Genomic DNA, 25,533 nt, shown 5'->3' with positions numbered 1-25,533 from the left:
AGATGGATACCTCTGCCGACGAGGCTGTTGTCGCTTACCACGAGCGGAGTAAACATCACTTTCACCGTTATGCCGCCGCACTGGGCTACATGGATTGGGCGACGCAGCCCGATCCGTTTAGGCGTTACGCAGGAGCGGATCTTGTACGTCTCCCGCTGCCGAAGCTGGGCCGCCCGCTACCCTATTGGCAGCTCTATGTGAGCGCGAGCGTGCCGCCGATGCCATTGTCTTTAGCGTCGGTCTCGCTTTTTTTCCGCTATGCACTGTCGCTGACGGCATGGAAACAATCTGGTGATACCAAGTGGCCGTTGCGGGTCAATCCCTCGAGCGGAAATCTGCATCCAACCGAGGGCTATGCCCTATTGCCTGAGATTGAGCAGATCGGCGCTACGCCAGCCTTGTACCATTATGCGCCGAGGGAGCACGCGCTTGAACGGCGCGCGGTGTTCAATGCTGCGCGGTGGTCCGAACTGACTGAGTATTTTGGTGAGGGTTCTTTCCCTGAAGGCTCTTTTTTGGTTGGTCTGTCGTCGGTGCAATGGCGTGAAGCTTGGAAGTATGGTGAGCGCGCGTTCCGTTACTGCCAGCATGATGTTGGGCACGCGCTGGCCAGTCTGCGTATCGCGGCAGCGGCGCTTGGATGGACATTGGTGCTGAAAGGCAACGTCAGTGATGCCACCCTCGCCAACCTGCTAGGACTAGACCGTGATGAGGATTTCGCGGCGGCGGAACGCGAGGAAGCGGACCTATTCGCAGTGATTTCACCGAATGTAGCCGTAGCGGATATCACTGTCGCTCCATTGATATCTACGCCGTTGACAGCGTACGGTAGTGACGTGCTTTGGCAGGGCAGGGCCAATATGCTGAGCCCCGCCAACAGTGTGGCGTGGCCCGCAATCGACACAGTTACACAGGCGATACGAAGCTGCTCCAGCACGCCGATTAAAGAAAACTTCGCAGGCTTTCCATCGGCGGATGCGTTGCTCGTCACCCCTAATAGTGGCCACATCGGTGAGGCCGAGCTCACTGCGGAGCGGGTTATTATTGGTCGCCGCAGTGCGGTCGCAATGGATGGCACGACGGCGATCTCGCGGGCAACATTCTTTGCTATGCTCGGCCGACTGATGCCAACTAAAGAGAATCAAGCAATGCCTTGGGATACACTCTCCTGGCGCTCTCGCATCCATCTAGGGCTGTTCGTGCACCGCGTCGACGGATTGGTGCCGGGCATCTACGCGCTGATCAGAGATCCTCTCAAGGTGGAGACCCTCAAGCGCGTGATGCATGCCGATTTTTCTTGGCAGCGCGTGCCGGACTGCCCGAGTGGACTGCCCTTATACCTACTGCGAAAAGGCGACTGTCGAACGCTGGCTAGCACCGTCTCCTGCGGCCAGAACATCGCCGCAGATGGCGCTTTTAGCCTGGCCATGCTCGCCGACTACATGGATAGCCTGGCGACCTATGGCGCCAGCTTTTACCGGAACTTGTTCTGGGAGGCCGGAATGATCGGGCAAGTGCTCTACCTTGAGGCCGAGGCGGCGGGCATTGGCGCCACCGGGATCGGCTGCTACTTCGATGACCCAGTGCATACGGCCTTCGGCATCGAAACACGCGAGTGGCAAAGTTTCTACCACTTCACTGTGGGTAGCCCGGTCGATGATAATCGGCTTACGACCTTGCCTGCGTATGATTTAGAGGAAGAGTAATGAGCATACTCACCTTTATACCAATGCTGGGTGCTATAGCGCTTTAGTGCTAACAAGCTTTGGGACACAAACGAGTCCGTCATATTCATTTAGGAAGAGCCAAATTAATGGTTGATCTTGAGGCCGTTGAAGACTTTTTATAACAGCATGCGTGAGCTGGCCCATAGCTTCAGGCTCAATAAAAATTGAGTACGTTGAAGACTTTTTATAAAAGAATGCGTGATCTGACCCATAGCTGCAGGCTCAATAAAAATTGAGGCCGTTGAAGACTTTTTATAAAAGAATGCGTGAGCAGACTTGGTTTCAGGTTCAGTTAAATTGAGGCCGTTGAAGACTCTTAACAAAAGAATGCGTGAGCCTGACAGGCCTTTCCCGCACATCCATGTGCTTCAAGGCATTCAGACATCCTGTCTATCAGATGCCAGCTAGCTTTCGCGGGGAAGGGTCGTTCTTTGGCATCTGACCCATATGGATATGGGAAATGTCATTATGATGTCGGGAACATCATTGACCATGCCACCACGACATTCGTGAATCCATTCACATCAGATTCCCATCGGAAGCGTTAGCATTTTCACTCTTTACTGCAAGATGGGCCGAAGCAGTCTGCAAACGAAGTTAAAAGCTGGATCAATCCCCATGGCGACCTTTTCGCAGCTGTTGTTTAATCCATAGGGAAAATGTTGCGGGGCGGCTGGGCCAATTCGTTAACAAAGAACCAAGAGGGAACAGCCGTTGGTTTCCTCTTGGTCTGGTGTGGGCGAAGCGCCACGACGTTAGTGACCGCAGGCCATAAAACTTAAATCATAAAAGAATGAGCCGGACTCCAGCTCAAAAGCCATGCCGGAATGACGGTCGAATGGGCCCGTGCAGGGTGGAACCTTGCGATCTTAAGCGTTAATGGCCGCAGGCCATATCCTAAACTCAAATGTAAATGGGTAGATTTTATAAAACAGATAAAACCTTATTATCTGCATAAGGGGTCGCTACTTTATATCTTGTCCCACTGATGGCAAAATTCAATAAAACTTTTCAGTAAAGGACTATGATATTTATCTTTATGGACCATCAACCAAAAGGGTCGTTGCATATCAATGTTATCAGTAGCGTTAGGTAAACTAAGCTGAGTTACTCGGCCATCATTTATGGCATATTGGGCCGCTAAAGTCGATAAACAGCCTAAACCTAGCCCCGCAGCAACACTGTTAATTAAGGCCTCGGTAGTGTTAAGTTTGAACACTTCATGCCAAGACTCTATTTGCGGTACGATGGTGCGCAAAAAAAACTCTCGCGAGCCTGAACCTGCCTCACGCAATACCCATTCACTTCGTGCTAAATCGTTAAACTTCCATTGCGTTTGCTGGCTTATCGGTAAATGAGACGCGGCGATAATACACATTTTATCATGGCTAAATTGGCTTGCTATAAGTTCTGGATAATGACTTTTACCCTCAATTAAGCCTATGTCTAGCTCGTAATCCAGCAGCTTTTGGCAAATTAGCCGTGAATTAGAAATCACCACGCTTTGAGAGAAATGCTGATGTTGATGCCGAAATTGACTCAGTAGCCCAGGAACAACATGGTTACCTAGGGTATCACTGGCACCTATTTTTAATTGACCCGAAAAAGCGTGGTCTGCATCAAACAATTGACTGATATTATTTGCTCTACTAAGCAGCTCGTCGGCAAGGGGTAATAGCTTGTGTCCTTCTTGATTAAGAATTAAGCGGTTATTGACTCTGTCAAATAGCGGATGGCCGAGTTGTTTTTCTAGTTCAGCCAGTGCCATGCTTACCGCCGCTTTAGATAAATGCAACGCCTCGGCGGCGGCCGTTAAGGTTTTATGCTGGGTAATATTGGTAAATACATTGAGCTGTTTCAGCGAAATATTCATCGAATGTCGTCAGGCTCTGTTGTTAAGTAAGAAGTCGTTTAGTTTTTCTGAACGAATGTTTCATATAATTGGATATATATAAACAAAGTGCAAGCGTAATATAAGCTTATTCTCTGATGATTAGTTTTGAGGTTGTAATGATTCGAGCGGTAAAAAATACCCTAATGGCAGCGCCAACACCGATGGCAGGACTGGCGCTGGGGATTGCAAGTTTAGGTTGGTGCTGGGAAACGCTAGTTGATTTGCATCACTACAGTCAATGGACGGGTGCCGCTATTGCCAGTGTATTATTACTGATCCTCAGTGGTAAGTTTTTATTTCATTCAGACCTCTTGCGCCAAGACCTCGCTCATCCAGTCGTGGGAAGTGTGGTACCGACTTTTGCGATGGCGCTAATGGTGGTGTCAAACTCGCTGGGTTACTTATCAGCGCTTGCAGGTGATTTGTTATGGTCTTTTGCGGTGTTGCTTCACATTAGTTTTTTGGTAGGCTTTATCTATCACCGCAGTAAGCAGTTTTCACTGAGTCACATGGTGCCTAGTTGGTTTATTCCGCCTATTGGTATTGTGGTGGCCGATGTGTCTTTTTCTGGTAACGTTCATTTATTATGGGTTGCCCAAGTGGCGCTTGTTTTTGGCATGTTATGTTATGCAGTAATGTTACCAATGATGATTTATCGTCTTATTTTTAAGGAACAAATCCCCGATTCAGCAAAACCAACATTAGCTATTCTAGCCGCGCCAGCGAGTTTATCTTTGGCGGGTTATTTAACGATTACGCAACAACCTTCACCGGTAATAGTCGCACTATTATTTGGCATTGGGGTGCTGATGACCGCCGTTATTTATCTGTCGTTTTTTAAGTTATTACGCTTGCCTTTTAGTCCTGGCTTTGCGGCATTTACGTTTCCGATGGTAATAGGGTCTACTGCGTTATTTAAAATGGCTGTTTGGATGGAGAGTATTGGCGTCGCAACCGAGTATGTACAACAAATTCATGGCCTAGCCGAATTTGAACTGCTTGTTGCCACCGTAGTTGTTAGTTATGTTTGTCTGCGGTACTTACATTTTTACCAACCGAGTAAAGTGTCGCTGTCCTCTTAATTTGCACTCAAGGTATTAATGTATAATCAGCGTATTCATTAACCACTAAATACGCCACTAATATGAGCCAACAAACATGACCCCAGCAATTGAGATGGCGAAAAAGCACAAGATAGACTTTGAGGTGCATGAATATCATCATGATACCAACAGCGAGTCTTATGGATTAGAAGCGGCGCAAAAATTAGCGGTGCCAGTCGAACAAGTGTTTAAGACTTTAGTGGTGAGCTTGGATAATCAATCGCTGGTGGTTGGCATCGTACCTGTGTCGTCGATGCTCAGCATGAAGTTAATCGCTAAAGCGGCAGGCGCTAAAAAAGCCCACATGGCAGAGGCGTTAGCAGTGGAACGATCAAGTGGTTATGTACTGGGTGGTGTCAGTCCATTAGGGCAGAAAAAACGCTTGGTGACTGTGATTGATGCTTCTGCTCAGCAGTATCAACGTATCTACGTTAGTGCCGGGAAAAGAGGCTTAGAAATCTCGCTAAGCCCCGCAGATTTACAACGATTATTGAACGCAAAGTTTGCTGACATCTGCGCCCAAGGTTAAGTTTTTATTGTGGTTAAATAGCTGCAGATGGCGGTATTAACTTAACGATCGAGGTTCTCACTATCCAGATTTAAATTTCTTAGGTTGACGTTATCTAAACCCAAGCTATTTGGTTTAAGCTATCCAGACTCAAGCTATCTGGTTTTAAGCTATCCAGACTCAAACTTTCTGGTTCAAGCTATCTAGACTCAAACTATCTGGACTCAAACTAACTCGATGCTAGACTCAAATTATCCAGATTCAAGTTTCTACACTCAAACGTCCTAAAGTTAAACTATCTTGACCTCATTTTTTATCTGTTGCTGCATGAATTTGGCATTCTCTAGACGTTGTTTTAGTGCAAACCCGTCATTCCATAATGCCTCTGAACGAACCACTCCGGTTGCTTTGCTGTCGTGTCTATAGCCAAAATTTGCTAGTGCATAATATGCCCAGTACATTGAGGGTGGCTCTTTAAGGAAAGTCTTTTTCGCTGTCTTTGACCCTATCGATTTCCGCTAAGAGGATTGAAATATGAGTCATCACTTACTGATTTCAATTTCTCAATCGCTATCCGCCCTTTCTTGGGTTTTGCAACGCAAAAAATCAGCGGTAAAAGTTCGCTTATCATCTTGGTTATAACAGCATAATCTCTCGGCAAATAGTGTTGCAGAATGTGATGGTAGATCATTAATGAAGTCTTTTGGACAAGCAGGCCTCAGTATTGTTAGCTTTCCTAGACTGGTTGAAGAATACCTTACTGATAAATATGATGTTAATATTAGTGGCCGCGTTGAAGAAATTAAGCGGCAATATTATATTTTCTCTTCTGAGCGGCGGTAAAAGCATCCCCCCATGGTTGAATTTGTAACCGTAACAAATAAACCGTTTTTACCATAAAAGGAAACGTTACTTAACGGGTGTCATAAATCCCTGCGGTTTTAATGTTAATACTGAACATGAGACTTCACTTAGGATAGATTCAGCCGTATTGCCAATAAACAGCCCCGCAATACCCGTTCGACATACCGTGCCCATAATAACAAGATCAATATCGTGATCTTCTATGTATTTAGGTATCTCTTCTTGGGCAATACCTTCAATAAGTTTTGCAATGGGCAAATTGTTAGCCGCAAAGTTACTTTCAATAATGTTATCAAAACGTTTTTGTCTATCCTGTTGCTCCTTCATGATCATTTCGAGTCGATCAACTTTAGAGTTATGGCCCCAACCTTTTAAATAGTCTTTACTGGGTAATTGCCAAGCATGAATAACATGTAATTCTGCATTTTCTGACATAGCTAAGTCGGCGGCCCACGTTAAAATTTTATGGTTAAGCGCTAGGCCTTCTTCGCTTGGGGCATATACATCAATAGCCGCAACTATGCGCTTAAAGGGTTTATCTTCTTTTGTACCAATCGTTAATACAGGACAAGGGCATTTTCTCATGAGATGAATAGTGGTACTACCAAAAAACCTTTTACGGGGATGCTCACTGGTTTTTGCTGCTAAAATGACCAGATCATAATTTTCTTGCTGTACTTTTTTAGTCACTTCAATAAAGGGTACACCGATTGCGTTTTGTGCATCAACAGTAAGATAGTTATGATGAAATTGCTCGACATTGTTTTTTAAAATGGCATGTTGCTCTTTGAGTAGATTGTCCATGATCTCCTGTGGTGGCAAGAGGGTTATTAGCGCAAGCTGATCTTTAGGGATTTCTTCCGCAACGCTAAAGAAAGTGACGTGTGATTGATGATTTTTTGCTACTTTAATTGATTGCGCAATAACCGAAGGTTGGATTGAGCTTGCAGGGGAAACGACCAATAACTTATGTAGAGTAACCATTGTTTTCTCCTATGATGATTAAATTCATACTTATATTATGCTTTGGTTGTAATCGTCATCTCCTGTGATGATGTAGTCGCATTAGGCAGCACTGCCTTTTTTGGCTTTGCCCACTTCGTGATGACATTTATCAAATGCTGAAAAGATAATGACTAGCTGCTTTTACCCGAAAAGTAAGCTTAATTTAGCATGAGGTGCTTATCATTTATATTCGAATATTTGTTGTACTTTGCTCGTATTTTTCGACTGATTAATTGTAAAATTTGTCAACGTTAGTTGATGCTTATAATCACGCTATGGTCTAAATAAATACCGTGTTCGGTATTAACGTACGCCACTAAACGTTAATGTAATCATTCCGCTTATACCTCTGAAAGTATTGTTATTAGTGGATATCGCAATAGTGAAAAACTGGCGTTTAAGCGATTATTGAGCCAGTCGAAAACGTCGCCGTTATTGAGGTTTAGATCGCGGAGTCGTAGGTCGTTTTTTCATCTAGATAGGCTTCATCGTTGTCTGGTTTTAATCAGTGGTCGAGCGACGTTAGTCGACCCGCTAAAATGTTATTAACCAATGTGGTGATGATACTGGCGATCATTATTCGATAAGGTAACAATGGCACTTGGTTTTTTTTTCGTGTTACTCCTGTGAGCCAAATTTATTTTTAAGAAAGAGATAGGCAAATCGAAGATAGGTAAATATGAAAAGTATCAAGATTACTATGTTCATAAGCACCTTTATATCTTCGACTTTTCCCAATACAGTGATACGTCCTTGTTAATAAATCGGCGACACCCAATTTTCTGGCTTTAAGGTGATCACAGACGAATTAATTGCCTGAAGTACCGATTCAGATGTATTGCCGATTAAAAAGCCAGGAATGCCAGAGCGGCCAATAGTGCCCATTACGACAACATCGATTTCATGACTATTTACAAACTCTGGGATGATGGATTTTGGTTTGCCTTTCATTAATTGTTGATCAAACTTGAACTCGGCATATTCGTTAACCAATATATTGAGGCTCTCTTGATATTCACGCTCTTCATTGTTTAATAATGTTTCAATTTTTGCCTGTGGGACTCTAGTGAATGCGCCGCGTCTGAGAGCCTCTTCTCCGTATAATGACCAGCACGATAAGATTGTTAGCTCGGCATTTTTATATCGACTCAACGAAGTGGCTATGTCGATTATCATTCGATTTTGCGCGCGGCCTTCTGCATGTTGCTCCATTGAAAGGTCCACTGCCGCTAATACTTTTTTAACGCTATCGTTTTTTTCTTCCTTAATAAGCCAAACGGGTTTAGGGCATTTGCGCATGATATGAAAGTCATTGCTATCAAAACTCTTTTCGCTTTTATTCGCCGCTTTGATCAGTAAATCGCCCTTGTTCAAAATGACGAATTTAACGATTTCGATAAAGTTTTTACCACTAGTAACCCGTGCTGAAATGTCTAAACCATTGCGGTGTAATTTTTCTGCTAGCTCATTAAGTTGGTCAAGCCGCTGCGCTACAATCAGTTCGGTAAGTTCCGATGGACTGACAATATCGGCATAACTACTTAGGATAGATTCATGCGGTTCGACTACGTCAAATAAGGTTATTCTTGCACCGATTTTTCTTGCCAATTCAACGCCTCGTAATACTGCGATATCCATTTCAAGATTGGTTGGCGCATTGACTTTTACGATTATATGCTTAAAACGTTTCATAGGTTTATCTCCTGCTGTTGATTTGACGCATCGGGTTAGGTTAGAAATGAATAAAGTAGCGCGGCTAAAATGACGACCATGACCATGCAAGGAGTCTCGATCGATAATTGCTTACTTAAACGGGTTGGCATGGATAGCGCCCATACTTTTGAGTGGTCACCAAGAATACTTAAATAGCGCGCAATTATGTTACTCAAAGCGACTGTTATTCTTATGCTTTTATCGAGTAACCGTGCAACTTCTCGATAGATGACTAATAAATCACCCGCGGGTGGAGTGGGTATCTTGGCGCGCAGTTTTGCAGTGGCTAACATAACCAACACCCCAGCAAAAACAGGCCAAAGCGCAGACCAACTTAGGGTTGATACAATCGCGTGGTAACTGTTAAATTCAAAAAATGAACTTGTATAAAAGTAGCCTACACACATAAAGGCTGAAAGCGCAGTTGGCAAGATAAGCCCCCAACATGGTGTCGCGCGGGGTGTACTTAAGCTGGCCTGTTTTCTCATTAGTTCGATAAATCGCACCATTAGCAATGAAGTACCAATGGCTGAAATGATCAGAAGCGTCGAGAACAATGGCCAGCTTGACGTTGCATCTTTAAGCGATACCTTTGCCAATGCTCCACTGCTAAAGGGTACGCCGATTAATGATAGGGCGGGAATGAATACCAGCAGCCATAAGTAGGGGGCAAGTTTACTGGTTGGTTTTAGCGCTGAACTCAGTCCAACGCTAAAAAACAAGGTCGCCTTGGCAAACCCATGATGCATAGCGAACAGCACTACGGCGGGCAACAATAGCTCCCAGCTGTCAGGGAATGCTAAGGCAAAGCCAATACTGGCAACAATAATACCGAGCTGACTAATGGTTGAATACGCTAATACGGTTTTGGGGTTGTCTTGGAGTGCACCATAAATAGCCGCCAAGAATGCCGCAGCAAAACCAAGTGCCATCATAGGTTGTGCCAGCACATTTATAGCTTCATCACCCAACGGTAGAAAACGTATCCAACCTAACAAACCTACTTTCACCATAACTGCACTGAGCAATGCACTGGCTGGGATGGGGGCAACGGGGTGAGCTTTGGGTAGCCATACATGCAAGGTTGCAAGGCCAGCTTTAACGCCAAAACCGATAATCAACAATGCGGATACCCACACGATAGGTAGCGGGTCGCCCCCGAATTGATCGTAATAAGTCCTGCCAACTAATGCGAGAAATAAGACTATTTCTCCAAATATTACCCATCTTATATAGGTAGTCGCCGCCGATTTTGCCTCGTCACTTTCTGAATGGAGGATCAGTGGGTAGGCAGAGAAACTCATCAGAGCGAAAAAGGTAATAAATGATGATATTTCCTGAGATAACACCACGCCGAAGTTGCCCACCATCGTCAGTAGAAAGGACAGGTAAAATCGGTTTCGTTTCTTATCCTTAGCCATATAAGCTTGGGCATAGAGAGTTGCAATAAACCAAATCGCAGCGGTCAATAGTAGAAAAGAGTGTTCAACTATATCTTCATTAACGATAAATAGCGCCGCGGCCAATGCAGGCAGTGGTGCAAGAGGCGTCAATCGGATCACCCTATCTCGTAATTTCTTAAACGCCATGGCTGTTAGCAAGAGACTGGGTAAAATCAAAATCCAAAGATGGCCGGTGCTGTACTTAGGCACTATGCCAGAAATGTCTGGGAGGATTGATTGGTATTCCCGCGCCGCGATTAACGACGACCACGCGAGTGGACTGAAAGACGAAGACGCAAATAGCCCCACAGAGAATGCACAAAAAGCGGTAACCAAAGGGGGTAAAAGCAGCATCCAATGCGCTTCTAACCTTAATGTTGGTGAATTTTTGGGCCACGGCTGATCTTGCTCTTTGAACCAAACAGCGTGAATTATTGGCAAGAAATAAGCGGCGTTCAACAGACTGCTTATGGCCAGAACACCGAGAACCCAATAGGCCTCTGCCTCCAGTGCGCCGACACCTAAATACCATTTTGAAACAAAGCCTGCGATCGGAGGTACGCCGATCATACCAAACGAAGCGATGGTAAACGCCGCCATGGTAAGCGGCATGCGCTTGCCTGCGCCGTTCATTTGGCTAATCTTGTGAACGCCAATCGTTTCGGCGAGATTACCCGCACAGAAAAACAGCGTGATTTTCATTAACCCTTGATGAACCAGATGAATAAGGCCACCAATAGTCGCAATTGGCCCCGCAATCGCCGTTCCGAGTGCGATATACGACACCTGACTTACCGTTGAGTAGGCTAGTCGTCTTTTTAGATCATCTTGACTCAAGGCACGAATAGAGCCGTAGATAATGGTAAACCCGGCGATAGCTGCCAGTAAAATGGTCAGCCCCAAGTCTCTGGTAAATTCAACACCGTAAATATCGTAAACGACTCGCACAATACCAAATGCGCCGGCTTTGACGACCGCAACGGCATGCAACAAGGCACTGACCGGTGCAGGGGCGGCCATCGAGATAGGCAACCAGCCATGCAATGGAAACAGCGCCGCTTTAACGCCTAAACCCGTAATAAGTAGTACAAAAATTATCTGTAAATGTGTCCTATCTAGGCCTGGTACTCCCTCCAACACCCCGGCTGACGTGAAGTCGAGAGGGCCTGCTATCACTTTTAGCCATACCACGCCGGTTAAAAGCAATGCGCCGCCAATCATGGTATAAACAAGATAGATCCGTGCGGCTTTGATTGATGCCGGGTTCCCTTTATGAGCAATCAACGGATAGGTAACGAGTGTGAGTAGTTCGTAAAAGATCAAAAACGTCACTAAATTGCCAGCAAGCGCTAATCCAATTGTCGCGCCTACACATAAGCTAAAGAAGGCAAAAAATCGGCTTCGATTAAGTGTGTTTTTAAAATAGCCGATGGCGTAGATAGTGGTAAATAACCATAAGAATCCAGACAAACTGACAAAGAGAAGTGACAGTGAGTCGCCATGGAGTACAAAATCAATATTGGGTAATAGTGGCAGACGCGTTTCAAAATCTAAGCCATTGGATACACCCGACAACAGCATGGCTATCAGACTGAGTGTGATCAGTGCGCCGCCAATATTTAGGCTTCTACGCAAGGTAGTTTTGTGCTCCGGCGTCGCCATTACAGCAAAGCCCACCAAAATTGGACAAATTACAATCAATGCGGGTAATAGTGCGCTTAGGTTCATATGCCAATGACCTCGCTTGTTGTATTGCTGATATTAAGAATAAACTCTGAGTTGAAACCTAACGCTAAGGTAATCAATGCAAGTATCAGTGCGACCGTGGTCATGACGCCGGAGACTTTTTCTTTCGGTTGCTGGTAGGCGGGCTCTGCATCAACTGTGTTGCCAGAAAACGCCACACTTAATATTTTGAACAAATACATAGCCCCTAAGAGACCACCTGCAATCACTACGATCACCCACCACCACTGACCACTCTCGATAGACGTTGTCAGTAGTAACCATTTGGCGATAAAGCCCGCACTTGGTGGTAAGCCAATTAGACTGATCCCCGCGATCGCAAACACTAAAACATTAAGCGGTTCGCGCATCGCGATACCCTTGAGTTGAGCAATCTCGCCGTTACCTTGTGATAGGATCAAATTACCTGCCGATAAAAACATCGCCGCCTTTGCGCACGCATGTGCGACGATGAAATAAATGGCTGCCTGTGATGCTGAACCGGAAAACGAGTTAACACCAATGGAATACTCACTTAACGGAAACAATAAAAAAATGTAGCCAAGTTGGGCGACTGTAGAATAGGCAATAAGAACCTTTAACTGTGTGGCACGAAATGCGCTCCATGACCCATAAATAATCGCAGCACCACCCAATGCCCCCAACACCTGGGAAGCGCCAAAAGTCGTCGTTTCACCTAATACGTCAAACCAAAATTTTATCAATATATAAAGTGAAGCTTTAACTACTAGCGCAGAAAGTATTGCGCTCACTGGTGTTGGGGCGTTTGCGTGTGCTTGGGGTAACCAAAAGTGCAGCGGAAATAAGGCTATCTTGAGCAGCAGTCCAATAGTGATAAGTATCATCGCGACTTTATCAGGCAGTCCATTATCCGTACTGGCTGCGATTTGCATGAGATCTAGCGTTCCATGACTACGATAGAGTATTACAATGGCCAACAGATAGAACAGTGAACCTAATAGGCCGACTAACAAATATCGTAACGCGGCTATTAAAGCCGCTCTAGTGCCTTGCAGAGCGACCAACGCAGCGGCAGAAAGTCCAATAATTTCTAGGCAGACATAAATATTAAAAGCATCTCCTGACACAAATAGTGCATTGAGCCCTGAGATTAATAGCCACCATAGAGGCCAAAAACGCACGCCTTTTTCAGCTGAAGGATAATTTTCTGAAAAATATGATGCGCTATAGATCGTTATTAAGAGCGTAAGCAATCCAGTAAGCGCGATCATCAGGATTGAAAAGCCATCGACGACTAGGTCAATGCCAAGAGGTGCTCCCCACCCACCAATCACATAGCGGTCGCTCTGATAAGTCTGCTCATTTAAAAACAGAATGGTCATTAAAATAACCACCAAAAACTGCAAAATGGCAAAATACACATTGATACGGCCTTGCTGCCTATTTCGACTTATCAGAAACGCCATTATCGATGCCACTAGCGGCAAAAATACGATGGCCGGTAAAAACAGCGATGAGGTTAGGCTATTCATAACTTGGGTTTCTCTTGGCTAGGCTCATCCATATTATGAATTCTAACCATCAGGTTAAGCGCCAGTGCGGTTCCTGCTACGGCGATGACAATGCCTGTCAATACCATGGCGTGAGGCACTGGGTCGAACACATTTGGACTGTGCTTGGCCAATGCAATTAAGAACATAAAGATACCCACGCCCATTACATTTAACGCCAGTATTTTTCGCATCACATGGCTAGCAACGACAACGCCAAAAAGACCAATAGCAAATAAACCTAAACCAGCAAGGCTGTAAAGTAATGTGGAAGTCATTTTGCAGGCCTATGTGTAATGTTACTGACAGTGGAATATGCAGTATCAATAAGGCTGCTATAGAGCGACGCTAGCGCAAGCGCTATCGACACGGTAGCGCATGCCTCTATAAGGAGTATAAGCATGCCTGAAAATGCTAATGGATAAGCAAGCAAGCCGCCTTCAAACCAAATTAGCCCTGTGCCTATGATGACAAAGACGGCCAAACCAATGGTCAACAAAATGCGTGCCATGATAGACGTGTAGTTGACGTGATAAGTGTTACTTTGGAAAAGCAGCACGCTAGCGCCTGCTAACAAAGCGCCAGCCTGAAATGCTCCACCAGGCTGAGAAGCACCAGCCCAAAGTAGATAACCAGCAAAGAGCACCATTGCAGGCGCAATCCAGCGCTGCAGTGCCGATAGAACAAGGTTGTTTTTTGTTTCCACGGTGTGTTTAAAGAACGATGCATGACGATCGTCAATAGGCAGAACAGCAATGACTACAACCAGCAGCACTGCGATTTCAAGCAAGGTGTCGTAAGCTCGAAAATTGAGTAACACTGCGGTAACTGGATTCGTCACACCACTGAGGTCGATACTCTGCGTCACTAAGGGTTCTAACCCCGCGTAATGGGCGTCATAGCTAAGTACTATTAGAATCAGTACAAATAAAAGCCCGGCGACCAATAGTGAGGCAATCAAGTTTGATGCATTTTGATCGACTGCGGCTCCTGCATATTCAATATCTATTTTATTAAACATGTTCTTTAGTATCCGATGGGTTGATCTTCGCCGAAGCAGGGCCTGGGTCGACTTCCTTTGTATGGCGAGGCCGAATACGGTTCCATGCCGCCAGCAGCAGAGCGCCGGTAATTCCTGCACCAATAGCTGCTTCGGCAATAGCTACGTCGAATGCCCCGAGCTGTCCCCAAACAATGGTGGCTAAAAGCCCTAAACAAACAAAAAATACGATACAGCGAAACAGAGATATCGAAAAGATACTCATCCAGCCAAGCGTGAGGATGCTTAGTATTAACAGTGCATCGAAAATTGTCATAAGGTTCATGATTTATCCTCAACTGAATGCGGCGGCGATTGCTCCTCAATCACTTGAGATGCGATCAAATAGCTACAGGCGGCGCTTGAAAAAATGACTAATCCCCAAATGAGTATTAATTTCAATGCATCAGTAGGCGAAGATAACTGTGGTAATAGCCCTATTACGATTAACCCAAGACCCAGATTGTCGGCTTTTGTTATGGCATGTAAGCGACTTAATACGTTCGGGAACCGGATTAAGCCGACCGTGCCAGCAAAGAAGAAGAAAAGACCTACTAGGCAAAATATTAAACTGAAGCTGTCAGCTATATTCATTGAGGTGTTCCTCGAAGTTGTGTAAAGGTTACAATCGTCATTGACGTTAGCAACGCAAGTACCAAGGCGACATCGAGCAGATAAGGCTGATTTTGAATAACCGACAATAGCGCGAGTACAGCCACACCGATAGTTCCCACCAACTGTGTTATCAAAAGGCAATCGGCGTAACTTGGCGCGCGCAATAAACGCAGCAGACTCAATAGCAATAAAATGGCCAACGCTAGGGCGACTATTAATAAAAAGGTCATCATTTTTTCTCCTCACCGAATGGTTGAACGGGAGTACCTAAAAGCTTGCTTATGCGCAATTGGCAATCGTCGATTTCGGCATGATCAAATTCGTTGATATTCATCACATGAATGGTGATCACCGGACCATTCTGCTTGGCGCTTACCGTACCAGGCAACAAACTTAAGACTTGCATAAAGGTCAAAACTTGGGACTCGTTTGCCAAATTGGTGTAATACGTTATAAAACCAGGTGCAAGGTTAGGCTTAGCGGTAAGTGCCAGCTTTGCGATAGTCCACCCGCCAAGTAAGGACTGTACAATGAAGTATTGTAGAAAGGATAATAGATTGAGAGGGCTTCTTAGCCACTGATTTTTCTGCTGTATTCCTTGTGCCAAATAGAGGCTGAGCAGGCTCGCAATGGTAATAAAAACAATGCCTACCCCCAGCGAACTTTGTTGCCAACGCACCAGTAATGCCCAAAAAATGCTGAAAAAGACGACTCGGATCAAGAACGCCCAGCTGATCACCGAGCGAAAACTAAAGGTGCGCTGTGCACGCGGCGCTTCATTTCCCTCATTAAGACGTTTCATCGTTTCTTAATACCCTAGGTCAATTTCAGGTGTATTTATAAGCCTAGATTGTTAACCACAGGGGGATTAATTAACAGTCGAATAAAACGACATTTTAAGTAGAATTTATCGATAAAATAGGAGCATTAAAGCTCGGAGATGCTTTACACATGTGCAGCTCAATCAGAGAATATAGAGGTCCTTGCCGTCTTACAAATGGCCAAAACCGCAGGGTGACTGATTTTACGTTCAGCCGAAATCGCATAAAACCTATGTTTCACCTCATTAGTTTGCCCAATAACTTGAACACCAAAGTTCTGACATACTTCATCTGCTATCGCTGTAGGCATAAAAAAGACCCCTAGACCTCGTTGTCCAAATGACTTTATTAAGGCACTGTCATCAAATTGGCCCACGACATCAGGAAATACTTTTTGGCTATGAATCCACTGATCAAATAACTGCCGTATTCCAAATTGTTCTGTAGGCAATAAAATTGGAGCATGATGAAGTGATTTTGGAAAGTTCGGTGCTAATCGTTTTTTGAGTTCAGGAACCCCAAAAAAGGTTAATCCAGACTCACCAAGGTAATGATTAAAAACGCTGGTTCCCTGGGTTGTGTTAGTCGGCGCATCACTGATAACCATGTCCAATTTGTGCATGGATAGATCAGCCAATAGTCCTGAAACTGGGCCCTCTGTACTTATCAGGTTGATGCCATCAGGTATGAGAAATGCGGGCTCAATAATTTTACATACAATCGTTTTAGGTAAAGAGCTTGCCACACCGACCATAAAATCAGTCTGGTTACATGAAGCAGAACTTCGCATTACACTACTGAGTTCATGACCTAATTTGAAAATGTCATCAGCGTATTTCAGCGCTGTTCTACCGGGTTCCGTTAAAACCAAGTTTCGCCCTTGTTTTTCAAACAATGCGCAGCCCATGCGAGCCTCTAATAAAGAGAGTTGTCCGCTAATAGTATGGGGTGTTATATGTAAGCTTTTACTTGCCTTGGCTATGCTTCCTTCATGTGCAACAGCCCAGAAGTAACGCAAATGCTTATAGTTAATTAGCTCGGACAAAGAGTACCTCAAGGCTTTTAATAGTGTAAATTGGAGTATAGCAGTGCGATGACAACGGCATCATCAATTTAACAACTCAATAACAAAATAGACATGATTTTAATTCATTGAAATGAATCGATAGCAAAAGTTCACCAGCCAAGACGATGAGCCTAAATGTATTTTGTAGAACATGAATGTTGATAAAATGTATGTTGTAAATTTGAAGACAAAACAGTGACCATGTGGCTAACCGTGGACTATTTTCTTCTATAAATAATCGATATAAAAGAGGTCTACAAAGCCGACTGACTATTTATTGGATAATTAAGCGTGTCTAAAGCTGGTGATATGGTATGTAAGCAAGCCTAGGTGATTATTTTAATTGATTGTCTTAATTGATTCTAAATACTCTTGAGGATATATCCACATAAGGGGGCTTCAAAGTATCTTACTGACTTTAGCGCTGGGGTAACCAACGGCAGCGATTCCGACAATGCAGTCATTATTTTCAATTATTACCTTGTGGCTTAATTCGATAAAGCGGATATTCGTTTTTTATTCTTTAACTACAGGCGGGTGCTAATTTTTGACATTAGCACTAATAATATTTCGATATATTTCCTAACCAATCGATTATCATCGATATGTTTGCGGCTATCTAAATTCAAGCTATCTAAACTCAAGCTATCAAATTCAAGCTATCAAATTCAAGCTATCTAAATTCAAGCTATCTAAATTCAACACTCGATTTATAACAATCTATCATTATTGATTTATTTTAGCTTTAAACTCGGCTTGGGTGTGGTTATTCGCTTTTTGATACCAATAATCTAGCATTCTACTGACTTCTGCTTGGGTTATATCTTCAGGCTTTTTAACCAATGGAACTGCGGAATTGCTCATTACTTGGGAGCCCTGTTCGCTTGCTATTGCCATGGCTGGGGCTGCTGTTGCTAATCTTTTGATTATGGCTGTATTCGGTGCGATAGCAGCTATGGCATCAGAGGCATTATACTGAGCAATTTCTTGGGCAAAATCCCGTCCAATTTGTAAGCCAGATTTCATCAGTTTATCTTGGGTAAACGCCATGGTTTTGCCTGTTTGATCGATTAACCCTAAAGCGGGTTGAGCATTAAATTGATTGGCGTCTGAGGCTGAGTTAATGGCCGGAAGGGTTAACTGATAGGTTTGTTCTTCGGCCTGAAAGCGTAAGATAACGACGTCAGAGATAAAGTTATCTTGACGGCCATTATCGCGGTAACGGGCTTGATAGCGAAAGGCTATCTGTTGCATGCCACCCGGCAGGGTTAAGTCGAGTTTCACGCTAGATTGCTCAGAGGCCTTACCGTTAACGACTACCGTTTCAGTACTGTCGGGCAGTTGTAAACTGGCGGCTATGCTCCATTGGCTGCAAGTAAGGCAAAGTAACATGATAATGTGACGCATAGTGTGTGGTTCCATGACTGTTGATGAACAATGATTGTGGTTATGAATCACATTGCTATTGCTTAGGTGACGATAAACGCTGGACGGTAATGCTCGGGTAATTCAAAGGTTTTTAGGGTGTTACTGACTGGGCAAATAAAGCGAAAAAAACACGATGTCAGTGCCAGATCAGGTGAATGCTCGTCACCATGACCATGTAAACGATCCCCCACCACGGGATGACCAAGGCTAGCCATGTGAATACGAATTTGATGTTTACGGCCAGTGTCTATTTTTACCTGCACCTTTGATTGATTAAGCACTGGATTATGGACCAGACGAGTCGCATGTGACAGTGCTGGTTTATTATCGACTGGGCTATCAATGCTAATGGGTTGGCTAGGAAACTCGCCTTCGACAATCACTTGATAATATTTTTCCAGTGCGCGGCTTTGAAATAACTGAGTGATAGCAGCGGTGGTTTTTTTACTGTGACCAAGCAGCAATAAACCGGTTGCTGCGCGGTCAAGGCGATGGATAATAAAGGCATTACGTTGCGGTTGTAAATGCAACTCTGCATAGCGATTAATGGTGCTGTGGTCGCTCCACTTTGAGCCTTGGCAACGCATACCATAAGGCTTGTACCAAATGCTGTATTCACCTTCATCAAACAGTAACTCTGCCGGTGCAACCTGTTCGTCTAAAATGTATTGATTGTAATAAAGGTGTAGTTTGTCACCGGGTTGCAGAGGCTTTTTTGCGCGTCGAATACGATTGGTTTGCTTGCCGTGACTGTGCCAAATGGCACCTTTTTGCATGGCACCTTTTAACACTTGTTTGCTTAAGCCACTGGTTTGCGCCAGCAAATTAATGGCATCAGTACCATGCTCTGTTATATCAATATGGTATTCGGTCTTATCAGCAATCATTAGATAACTCTACACATTCATTTGGCACACGGTCAATAAGCGCTAAATGTTACCTTATTTAGCCGCAGTATGTTTATTAGTTAATGAAACTTTCTCTTGTGCAGCGTATCTGGGTATCATCTGCAGCAAAGTTGTTTTAGCATAATGCGATAAAACACAGCATTAACTGGAGTAGGTAATTTGGAACACATCATTTGGGATCTTGACCCTGTATTGATCTCTTTTATGGGGTTAAAGGTTCATTGGTATGGGGCGTTATTTGCGTTAGCGATTGCGACTGGCTTTCAGGTGATGAAGCGAATTTACACAAAAGAAGGCTTAGATATTGAATCACTCGATAACCTATTGGTTTATTGTGTGGTGGGCATTATTGTTGGTGCGCGTTTAGCCCATTGTATTTTCTACGATCCGAGTTATTACTTTGCTCATCCGCTAAAATTTTTTGCAATTTGGGAAGGCGGACTCGCCAGCCATGGTGGTGGGCTCGGGGCGATAATAGGCTTGTATTACTACCAACGCAAAGTGAAGTTACCGTTTTTGTTTTTGCTTGATCGTTTAGCGATCGCCACTGCGATATTTGGCTTTTTTGTCCGTGTAGCCAACTTTGCTAATTCAGAGATTTTGGGCGAACCAACGACTCTGCCATGGGGAATTATTTTTAAGCGGATAGATATGTTACCGCGCCACCCTGCACAGTTGTATGAATCGTTTGCTTATTTATTGATATTTATTGGCTTATACGCCATTTATAAATATACCAACATGAAGCAAAAACACGGTGCGATTTTTGGTGTATTTTTAGTGTCAGTCTTTAGCGCCCGTATTGCTATTGAAAGCGTTAAAGTGAGTCAAGCGGCCTACCATGAGTCGATACTCAGTGCCGGCCAGTGGTTAAGCTTACCGTTTCTACTCACCGGTGTAGTGCTGCTGATCATGGCTTACCGTAAACCCAGTTAAGCGCGTAAATACAATTAATCACTTCGATACCCTAAATAACATCCAATAAAAATGTCCTATGGCTGATGCCATAGGACATTTTTTATCGGCGCGATTGCGCGAAAGAGTGACTTATTTTAAAGGTCAGTTGTTTCAAGCGCCATTTATTCAATAAGGCTACTTGCCCCCAGGTAAATACTTAAAGCGCTTCATTTGTTCATAATGAGTGTCGACAATTTTTTGCACTTGTTCAGCGGTGAGTTTTGTTTTCCACTGATGTTTGGCGCCATTTCTAAAAAAAGCATTGGCATTTTCGTGTTTTTCCACAAAGCCGCGTTTGGTTTCTTGGGCTTTTAATTGCGCAAAAGAGCAATGCTTAATGGCATTTTTTAACCGCAGAGGATCTTTTTTCAACCCCAAAAATGACTCAACTTTTCTGAAGGCTTTTTTGGGGTCATCCAAAATATCTTCATAACGTAAAATCAACTTTGAGGCATCATCGGCTGTCCAACTAGACACATGCATAGACCAAGAGGTAATAATTTGCGGCACATGTGGTGCTTCATTTGGGGTACCCGTCATTTCTTCTGCCATATAAGCAATGGCCTCATCGATGCTGTAACCAAAGTAATTAGCCATTGAAATTGCCACATCTAGCGGGTTACGAACCACATAGATGGCTCCTGATGTGACAGTAGAATTATGCAGTGGCTGGCCGTTATATTCGCCTAAGTAGTTGTGGGTTTTTACAAACGTAGTGCCATTAGCTTGCTGAGCAATATCGGCTTGAACCTGTGGCCGCAGTAGACTGACTTCTTCTAACGTGAGCTCGGTGGTGGCGGTTTTACCTTTTGGTAAATAAGCTTGATAACGATGCGCCGCCGATTCTGCTGTCGAAATGGTGTGCATGGTATTGATGTCTATGGGCAGATCTTGATTTTGAATGTAGTTTTCTAAAAATGCACGCACCCAGGTATTACCTGATTTAGGGTAAGAGGCCACCCAAAGTATGTTTCCCATCCGTAATCCTTTGTTGTTATTTTTAGGTCTTTCAATAGGGTTAAAAGTACCGATAATTGAGCAAAATGGCAAGTTTAGCGCAGGGTTGGTTAGTTTTTAAATCCCTGATGAAGATGCGGTTTTAAGGCACTAACGACCTAATGCTTTACCGCTTACCCTTCTGCAGATATAGCATGATTATTACATTATGCTTGAGTTAATAGCGCTATGCGATTTAAGTTGTTTTGTTTTATCAACAAGGAGAGTTAACGTGGTTTTCAATTCAACATTGTTCGGCAGTCAATTGTTATTGTGTGCTGCTACATTTGTGTTATCAGCAAATGTAAGCGCTCAGGATAATGCTGAAAATGAACCCAAGACGTTAATATCAGTACATTTAGTTGAATTAGATGCTCAAAACGATCCTATTGAAAAAAAGCGTTTAACGCATCAATTTGCATATCGACTGATTAATGAAAAAACTCAAAAAATTGAGACCGTGTTTCAAACCCGTGAAGCTGAGATTATTTATTTAGCGCCTGCATATTATGGTTTTTAATCAATAAAAATCAGAAGCTTTGTTAAAGCATTTATTGCTAATTCTACCTGTTTCAATACCTTAGATAATCAGATGACGAACGCGGGTACATGGGTCATCGGATGCAAACTTGTTTAGCCTACATTTAAAGATAGCCATTATGCAGGTGCGCTATTGTTAGACATAAAAGAAAACTATTCAGAAGTCGCCACTCTCTTAAATGGAGATCATTGAGTAGCGGCAACGATGCGTGAGCCTTCTAAATACTAAGCGCTTTATTGATAGACTACATACTAGTCTCGCAACAATTAATCGGCGAGACTAATTGGTTTGGTTAGTTTGTTATGGTAAATCTAAAACTGGGTTAAAGCTTTTCTTACTATCATTTTCTATCGATTTGCAACATCTGTCTCAATGAAACTAGACCTGAGCTATCAATATCTTGTGGCACTTTATACAGCCCTGACGAGACAGTCATTTAGTAAAAGCGTCTGCAAGGTTACTTTTACGCTCTTTGATTTTGCTTAAACAACCCTTTATACTGCCGCCAGCACTTTTTATAGAGTGCTTGTGTAATTAATGTTAAACCTAATTAACACCAAAATAGCGAGGTTTTTTTCATTAATGAGCACTAGCCGCATTAGTATTTCCTTCCCTATTTGGATCGCTTAGATCCGTCCGTAATCGCTGCCTTCTTGGTAGTTTTTGTCGTATCTCATTATCCAATATCATTTTGTCGTATTAATGAGTTAATTTCACTGGTGACACGCAGATATAGATCGAGCGTTAGCTTATGTTGTTGATATATTGGCCAAAATTTAAACAGAGTAAAATACATGATACAAAGCATGAAAAAAGAGTGGTTCTCGAACATCCGTGGAGATCTGTTAGCCGGTATTGTCGTTGCGCTAGCGTTAATTCCTGAGGCGATTGCCTTTTCTATTATTGCTGGGGTTGATCCTAAGGTTGGCCTGTACGCTTCGTTCTGTATCGCTGTGGTGATTTCTTTTACGGGTGGTCGTCCGGGAATGATTTCTGCTGCCACGGGTGCAATGGCACTATTGATGGTGACCTTAGTTAAAGAACAAGGTCTTGAGTATTTATTAGCAGCGACTCTATTGACGGGCATACTCCAAATTGCGGCAGGTTACTTAAAGCTTGGCAGTTTGATGCGTTTTGTCTCGCGGTCGGTGGTGACGGGTTTTGTGAATGCGTTAGCCATTTTAATCTTTATGGCTCAGTTGCCTGAACTCACTGATGTGACTTGGCATGTGTACGCCATGACAGCAGCAGGCCTGGGTATCATTTACTTATTTCCATTAATTCCTGTGATTGGTAAATCGCTGCCTTCGCCCTTAGTGTGTATTGTCGCGCTAACTGTGTTTGCTGCGTTTATTGGTTTAGATATCCGTACTGTCGGTGATATGGGGCAACTTCCTGATACGTTACCTATTTTCCTTTGGCCTGATGTGCCGTTAACGTTTGAAACCTTGATGATTATCTTTCCTTATTCTGCAGGACTGGCTGTTGTTGGTTTATTAGAATCGATGATGACTGCCACCATTGTTGATGACTTAACCGATACGCCAAGCGATAAAAACCGCGAATGTAAAGGGCAGGGTATTGCCAATATCGGTGCCGGTTTACTGGGCGGAATGGCGGGTTGTGCCATGATCGGTCAATCAATTATCAATGTTAAATCTGGCGGTCGTGGACGTTTGTCGACCTTTTCAGCGGGTATTTTCCTATTAGTGTTAATCGTATTTTTGGGTGAATGGTTAAAAATGATCCCTATGGCCGCACTCGTTGCCGTGATGATCATGGTGTCTATAGGAACCTTCTCTTGGGATTCTATTCGTAATCTTAAACATCATCCTTTATCGACTAACCTTGTGATGGTCGCCACAGTAGTTGTTGTCGTGGCAACCCATAATTTAGCCATTGGAGTATTTGTTGGCGTGTTACTCGCGTCGCTATTCTTTGCCAATAAAGTTGGCCGTTTCATGGTTGTTAAGAGCACCTCGACGACAGCCGAAGCTGAGCGTCATTATCAAATTGTCGGACAGGTATTTTTTGCCTCAGCTGAAAAATTTGTTGATTCATTTGATTTCAGAGAAGTGGTCGATAAGGTCACCATTGATTTATCTCAAGCACATTTTTGGGATATTACTGCCGTATCGGCACTCGATAAGGTGGTGATTAAATTCCGCCGAGAGGGGACTGAAGTTGAATTGATTGGTCTTAACGAAGCAAGTGCGACCATTGTGGATAAATTTGGTGTGCATGATAAGCCTGAAGACGTTGAAAACATAATGTCTGGTCACTAAGCCCATAGCAACAGCATAAAAGGATAATAATGATGACAAATGTGATTGCCTGTATCGATGGTTCAAAAGCCACACTCGCCGTATCCGATGCCAGTGGATGGGCGGCCATGCAGTTAGATGCCCCAGTAACCTTACTACATGTATTGGATAAATCGGGCTATCCTACAGAGTTAAACCTGTCGGGAAATATTGGCCTTGGTAGCCGAGAACATCTACTTGCTGAAATGGTTGAACTTGAAGGGCGCATGAGCAAGCTTGCACTCGAACAAGGCAAATATATGCTTCAAGATGCCAAAACGCGCATTATTGACGCACAACCTTTAGTTGTGGTTGAAACGCTACAGCGGCATGGGGATTTGGTTGAAACGCTGCTAGAGCAAGAATCCGATGCCAGACTCGTGGTTATCGGGCGTCAAGGAGAGCAACATCAAGATCAGGCGCAGGCGATTGGAACTCATTTAGAAAGTGTTATTCGAACTCTTAAACAGCCTATTTTAGTTGTCATGGCTGAGTTTCAAATACCAACACGTTTTATGATTGCCTACGATGGTAGTGAGACCTCTAAAACAGTCCTTAATCGAGTGGTAAGCAGTCCACTACTTGAAGGGCTCGAATGCCATTTGGTGATGGCATCTGACCATCAATCTCAAGCAATGACCGAATTGACCTTGGTTGCAGAATCTCTTACCGAGGCAGGTTTTGAGGTGACAACAGCGGTTTGTCAGGGAGAGGTGCAAATCGCCCTTGAAGCTTACCAACTAGCAAACCAAATTGATTTAATGGTCATGGGTGCTTATGGTCATTCACGTATTCGTGAATTTTTTGTAGGCAGCAACACGACACGGATGATCAGTAAAAGTCATATTCCATTGTTATTGTTGCGCTAAGCAATCATGACTTCGTTGGCGTCCTGCTAGGGTCGCTTCGCTGCTAGGGCGTGACTTCGTCACTGCTAGTATCGCTTCGCTGCTAGGGCGTGACTTCGTCACTGCTAGTATCGCTTCGCTGCTAGGGCGTGACTTCGTCACTGCTAGGGTCGCTTCGCTGCTAGGGCGTGACTTCGTCACTGCTAGGGTCGCTTCGCTGCTAGGGCGTGACTTCGTCACTGCTAGTATCGCTTCGCTGCTAGGGACAGCTTCGCTGCTAAGATTTTATAGCCTCTAGCCGCGAAGCGTCCTAGCAGCGTAGCGCTCTAGGCACTTGCTAAGATTTTATAGCCTCTAGCCGCGAAGCGTCCTAGTAGCGCAGCGTTCTAGGCACTTGCTAAGATTTTATAGCCTCTAGCCGCGAAGCGTCCTAGGCACTTGCTAAGATTTTATAGACTCTAGCCGCGAAGCGTCCTAGCAGCGTAGCGTTCTAGGCAC

General features: G+C 44.0%; 24 protein-coding genes. 8 read left to right on the top strand and 16 right to left on the bottom strand.

Features of this window, described 5'->3' with window-relative positions; translation table 11 throughout:
• The first annotated feature begins 2 nt into the window (after positions 1 to 2).
• Positions 3 to 1,706 (top strand): SagB/ThcOx family dehydrogenase, encoded by a 1,704-nt coding sequence (locus AAEZ02_RS03070; RefSeq protein ID WP_351075820.1) that lies wholly within the window; start codon positions 3 to 5, stop codon positions 1,704 to 1,706.
• Positions 1,707 to 2,697: 991 nt separating this feature from the next.
• Here the strand turns inward: AAEZ02_RS03070 and AAEZ02_RS03065 are convergent.
• Positions 2,698 to 3,600 (bottom strand): LysR substrate-binding domain-containing protein, encoded by a 903-nt coding sequence (locus tag AAEZ02_RS03065; protein ID WP_351121880.1) that lies wholly within the window; start codon positions 3,598 to 3,600, stop codon positions 2,698 to 2,700.
• Between the two features lie 137 nt (positions 3,601 to 3,737).
• Between AAEZ02_RS03065 and AAEZ02_RS03060 the strand changes: the two genes are divergently transcribed.
• From AAEZ02_RS03060 to AAEZ02_RS03050, 3 genes are all read left to right on the top strand, one after another.
• Positions 3,738 to 4,703: a TDT family transporter gene (locus AAEZ02_RS03060; RefSeq protein ID WP_101032705.1), complete on the top strand. Its 966-nt coding sequence runs from the start codon at positions 3,738 to 3,740 to the stop codon at positions 4,701 to 4,703.
• 76 nt (positions 4,704 to 4,779) lie between these two features.
• Positions 4,780 to 5,253, top strand: a complete 474-nt coding sequence (ybaK, locus tag AAEZ02_RS03055) for a Cys-tRNA(Pro) deacylase (RefSeq protein WP_335687336.1) — start codon at positions 4,780 to 4,782, stop codon at positions 5,251 to 5,253.
• A gap of 672 nt (positions 5,254 to 5,925) precedes the next feature.
• Positions 5,926 to 6,075 carry a type 2 periplasmic-binding domain-containing protein gene (locus tag AAEZ02_RS03050; protein WP_351121875.1) on the top strand — a complete coding sequence of 50 codons (150 nt, stop codon included), beginning with the start codon at positions 5,926 to 5,928 and terminating at the stop codon, positions 6,073 to 6,075.
• Between the two features lie 66 nt (positions 6,076 to 6,141).
• Here AAEZ02_RS03050 and AAEZ02_RS03045 read toward each other — a convergent pair whose 3' ends face one another.
• The 13 genes from AAEZ02_RS03045 to AAEZ02_RS02985 form a co-directional block, all read right to left on the bottom strand.
• The gene (locus AAEZ02_RS03045; RefSeq protein WP_351121872.1) at positions 6,142 to 7,080 is read right to left on the bottom strand and encodes a universal stress protein; all 939 of its coding nucleotides are present in this window, start codon (positions 7,078 to 7,080) and stop codon (positions 6,142 to 6,144) included.
• Between the two features lie 777 nt (positions 7,081 to 7,857).
• The gene (locus AAEZ02_RS03040; RefSeq protein ID WP_351121869.1) at positions 7,858 to 8,793 is read right to left on the bottom strand and encodes a universal stress protein; all 936 of its coding nucleotides are present in this window, start codon (positions 8,791 to 8,793) and stop codon (positions 7,858 to 7,860) included.
• Positions 8,794 to 8,828: 35 nt separating this feature from the next.
• The gene (locus AAEZ02_RS03035) at positions 8,829 to 11,984 is read right to left on the bottom strand and encodes a complex I subunit 5 family protein (RefSeq protein ID WP_351121866.1); all 3,156 of its coding nucleotides are present in this window, start codon (positions 11,982 to 11,984) and stop codon (positions 8,829 to 8,831) included.
• Positions 11,981 to 13,495 (bottom strand): complex I subunit 5 family protein, encoded by a 1,515-nt coding sequence (locus AAEZ02_RS03030; RefSeq protein ID WP_124013555.1) that lies wholly within the window; start codon positions 13,493 to 13,495, stop codon positions 11,981 to 11,983. Before AAEZ02_RS03030 ends, AAEZ02_RS03035 begins: the two co-directional genes overlap by 4 nt.
• Positions 13,492 to 13,791, bottom strand: coding sequence for an NADH-quinone oxidoreductase subunit K (locus AAEZ02_RS03025; protein WP_101032699.1), 300 nt, complete (start codon positions 13,789 to 13,791; stop codon positions 13,492 to 13,494). Before AAEZ02_RS03025 ends, AAEZ02_RS03030 begins: the two co-directional genes overlap by 4 nt.
• Entirely contained in the window at positions 13,788 to 14,534 is a 747-nt protein-coding gene (locus AAEZ02_RS03020; RefSeq protein ID WP_351121861.1) for an MnhB domain-containing protein, read from the bottom strand. Before AAEZ02_RS03020 ends, AAEZ02_RS03025 begins: the two co-directional genes overlap by 4 nt.
• Entirely contained in the window at positions 14,527 to 14,838 is a 312-nt protein-coding gene (locus AAEZ02_RS03015) for a hydrogenase subunit MbhD domain-containing protein (protein WP_335687323.1), read from the bottom strand. Before AAEZ02_RS03015 ends, AAEZ02_RS03020 begins: the two co-directional genes overlap by 8 nt.
• Entirely contained in the window at positions 14,835 to 15,146 is a 312-nt protein-coding gene (locus tag AAEZ02_RS03010) for a cation:proton antiporter (RefSeq protein WP_101032696.1), read from the bottom strand. The genes AAEZ02_RS03015 and AAEZ02_RS03010 overlap by 4 nt, the downstream gene beginning before the upstream one ends.
• Positions 15,143 to 15,400 (bottom strand): monovalent cation/H+ antiporter complex subunit F, encoded by a 258-nt coding sequence (locus AAEZ02_RS03005; RefSeq protein WP_101032695.1) that lies wholly within the window; start codon positions 15,398 to 15,400, stop codon positions 15,143 to 15,145. The genes AAEZ02_RS03010 and AAEZ02_RS03005 overlap by 4 nt, the downstream gene beginning before the upstream one ends.
• A complete protein-coding gene (locus AAEZ02_RS03000; protein ID WP_351121855.1) occupies positions 15,397 to 15,969 on the bottom strand; it encodes a Na+/H+ antiporter subunit E in 573 nt (190 codons plus the stop codon). The genes AAEZ02_RS03005 and AAEZ02_RS03000 overlap by 4 nt, the downstream gene beginning before the upstream one ends.
• A gap of 158 nt (positions 15,970 to 16,127) precedes the next feature.
• Positions 16,128 to 17,033, bottom strand: coding sequence for a transcriptional activator NhaR (nhaR, locus tag AAEZ02_RS02995; protein ID WP_351089189.1), 906 nt, complete (start codon positions 17,031 to 17,033; stop codon positions 16,128 to 16,130).
• Positions 17,034 to 17,780: 747 nt separating this feature from the next.
• A complete protein-coding gene (locus AAEZ02_RS02990; protein ID WP_351089187.1) occupies positions 17,781 to 18,461 on the bottom strand; it encodes a DUF2057 domain-containing protein in 681 nt (226 codons plus the stop codon).
• A gap of 62 nt (positions 18,462 to 18,523) precedes the next feature.
• Complete coding sequence (locus tag AAEZ02_RS02985; RefSeq protein WP_351089185.1) at positions 18,524 to 19,369, bottom strand: pseudouridine synthase family protein; 846 nt, start codon at positions 19,367 to 19,369, stop codon at positions 18,524 to 18,526.
• Positions 19,370 to 19,549: 180 nt separating this feature from the next.
• On the opposite strand from AAEZ02_RS02985, the gene lgt reads away from it, so the two are divergent.
• Positions 19,550 to 20,326 (top strand): prolipoprotein diacylglyceryl transferase, encoded by a 777-nt coding sequence (lgt, locus tag AAEZ02_RS02980; protein ID WP_351089183.1) that lies wholly within the window; start codon positions 19,550 to 19,552, stop codon positions 20,324 to 20,326.
• Positions 20,327 to 20,482: 156 nt separating this feature from the next.
• Here lgt and AAEZ02_RS02975 read toward each other — a convergent pair whose 3' ends face one another.
• On the bottom strand, positions 20,483 to 21,325 hold the full coding sequence (locus AAEZ02_RS02975) for a sulfotransferase domain-containing protein (protein WP_124013565.1): 843 nt from the start codon (positions 21,323 to 21,325) through the stop codon (positions 20,483 to 20,485).
• Between the two features lie 250 nt (positions 21,326 to 21,575).
• On the opposite strand from AAEZ02_RS02975, the gene AAEZ02_RS02970 reads away from it, so the two are divergent.
• The 3 genes from AAEZ02_RS02970 (at position 21,576) to AAEZ02_RS02960 (ending at position 25,056) form a co-directional block, all read left to right on the top strand.
• Entirely contained in the window at positions 21,576 to 21,863 is a 288-nt protein-coding gene (locus AAEZ02_RS02970; RefSeq protein WP_124013566.1) for a hypothetical protein, read from the top strand.
• Between the two features lie 815 nt (positions 21,864 to 22,678).
• Positions 22,679 to 24,169 (top strand): SulP family inorganic anion transporter, encoded by a 1,491-nt coding sequence (locus AAEZ02_RS02965; RefSeq protein ID WP_101032687.1) that lies wholly within the window; start codon positions 22,679 to 22,681, stop codon positions 24,167 to 24,169.
• A gap of 29 nt (positions 24,170 to 24,198) precedes the next feature.
• The gene (locus tag AAEZ02_RS02960; protein ID WP_233768568.1) at positions 24,199 to 25,056 is read left to right on the top strand and encodes a universal stress protein; all 858 of its coding nucleotides are present in this window, start codon (positions 24,199 to 24,201) and stop codon (positions 25,054 to 25,056) included.
• Here the strand turns inward: AAEZ02_RS02960 and AAEZ02_RS02955 are convergent.
• A complete protein-coding gene (locus tag AAEZ02_RS02955; protein ID WP_351121852.1) occupies positions 25,042 to 25,275 on the bottom strand; it encodes a hypothetical protein in 234 nt (77 codons plus the stop codon). The two genes, AAEZ02_RS02960 and AAEZ02_RS02955, sit on opposite strands and share 15 nt — an antisense overlap.
• Positions 25,276 to 25,533: the final 258 nt, after the last annotated feature.

The organism is Shewanella sp. T24-MNA-CIBAN-0130 (assembly GCF_040310185.1).
Classification (GTDB): Bacteria; Pseudomonadota; Gammaproteobacteria; order Enterobacterales; family Shewanellaceae; genus Shewanella; species Shewanella psychromarinicola.
The sequence above is the reverse complement of the archived record's forward strand: the minus strand, read 5'-3'. Positions and strand labels throughout refer to the sequence as shown.

Coding starts and splice junctions, on each gene's coding strand:
- AAEZ02_RS03060 (WP_101032705.1), top strand. CDS start 3,738: ATGATTCGAGCGGTAAAAAATACCCTAATGGCAGCGCCAACACCGATG.
- AAEZ02_RS02975 (WP_124013565.1), bottom strand. CDS start 21,325: ATGGGAAACATACTTTGGGTGGCCTCTTACCCTAAATCAGGTAATACC.
- AAEZ02_RS03070 (WP_351075820.1), top strand. CDS start 3: ATGGATACCTCTGCCGACGAGGCTGTTGTCGCTTACCACGAGCGGAGT.
- AAEZ02_RS03005 (WP_101032695.1), bottom strand. CDS start 15,400: ATGATGACCTTTTTATTAATAGTCGCCCTAGCGTTGGCCATTTTATTG.
- AAEZ02_RS02985 (WP_351089185.1), bottom strand. CDS start 19,369: ATGATTGCTGATAAGACCGAATACCATATTGATATAACAGAGCATGGT.
- AAEZ02_RS03040 (WP_351121869.1), bottom strand. CDS start 8,793: ATGAAACGTTTTAAGCATATAATCGTAAAAGTCAATGCGCCAACCAAT.
- AAEZ02_RS03065 (WP_351121880.1), bottom strand. CDS start 3,600: ATGAATATTTCGCTGAAACAGCTCAATGTATTTACCAATATTACCCAG.
- AAEZ02_RS02965 (WP_101032687.1), top strand. CDS start 22,679: ATGATACAAAGCATGAAAAAAGAGTGGTTCTCGAACATCCGTGGAGAT.
- AAEZ02_RS03030 (WP_124013555.1), bottom strand. CDS start 13,495: ATGAATAGCCTAACCTCATCGCTGTTTTTACCGGCCATCGTATTTTTG.
- AAEZ02_RS03035 (WP_351121866.1), bottom strand. CDS start 11,984: ATGAACCTAAGCGCACTATTACCCGCATTGATTGTAATTTGTCCAATT.
- ybaK (WP_335687336.1), top strand. CDS start 4,780: ATGACCCCAGCAATTGAGATGGCGAAAAAGCACAAGATAGACTTTGAG.
- AAEZ02_RS03015 (WP_335687323.1), bottom strand. CDS start 14,838: ATGAACCTTATGACAATTTTCGATGCACTGTTAATACTAAGCATCCTC.
- AAEZ02_RS03000 (WP_351121855.1), bottom strand. CDS start 15,969: ATGAAACGTCTTAATGAGGGAAATGAAGCGCCGCGTGCACAGCGCACC.
- AAEZ02_RS02960 (WP_233768568.1), top strand. CDS start 24,199: ATGATGACAAATGTGATTGCCTGTATCGATGGTTCAAAAGCCACACTC.
- AAEZ02_RS03045 (WP_351121872.1), bottom strand. CDS start 7,080: ATGGTTACTCTACATAAGTTATTGGTCGTTTCCCCTGCAAGCTCAATC.
- AAEZ02_RS03050 (WP_351121875.1), top strand. CDS start 5,926: ATGAAGTCTTTTGGACAAGCAGGCCTCAGTATTGTTAGCTTTCCTAGA.
- AAEZ02_RS03020 (WP_351121861.1), bottom strand. CDS start 14,534: ATGTTTAATAAAATAGATATTGAATATGCAGGAGCCGCAGTCGATCAA.
- AAEZ02_RS02990 (WP_351089187.1), bottom strand. CDS start 18,461: ATGCGTCACATTATCATGTTACTTTGCCTTACTTGCAGCCAATGGAGC.
- AAEZ02_RS03025 (WP_101032699.1), bottom strand. CDS start 13,791: ATGACTTCCACATTACTTTACAGCCTTGCTGGTTTAGGTTTATTTGCT.
- AAEZ02_RS03010 (WP_101032696.1), bottom strand. CDS start 15,146: ATGAATATAGCTGACAGCTTCAGTTTAATATTTTGCCTAGTAGGTCTT.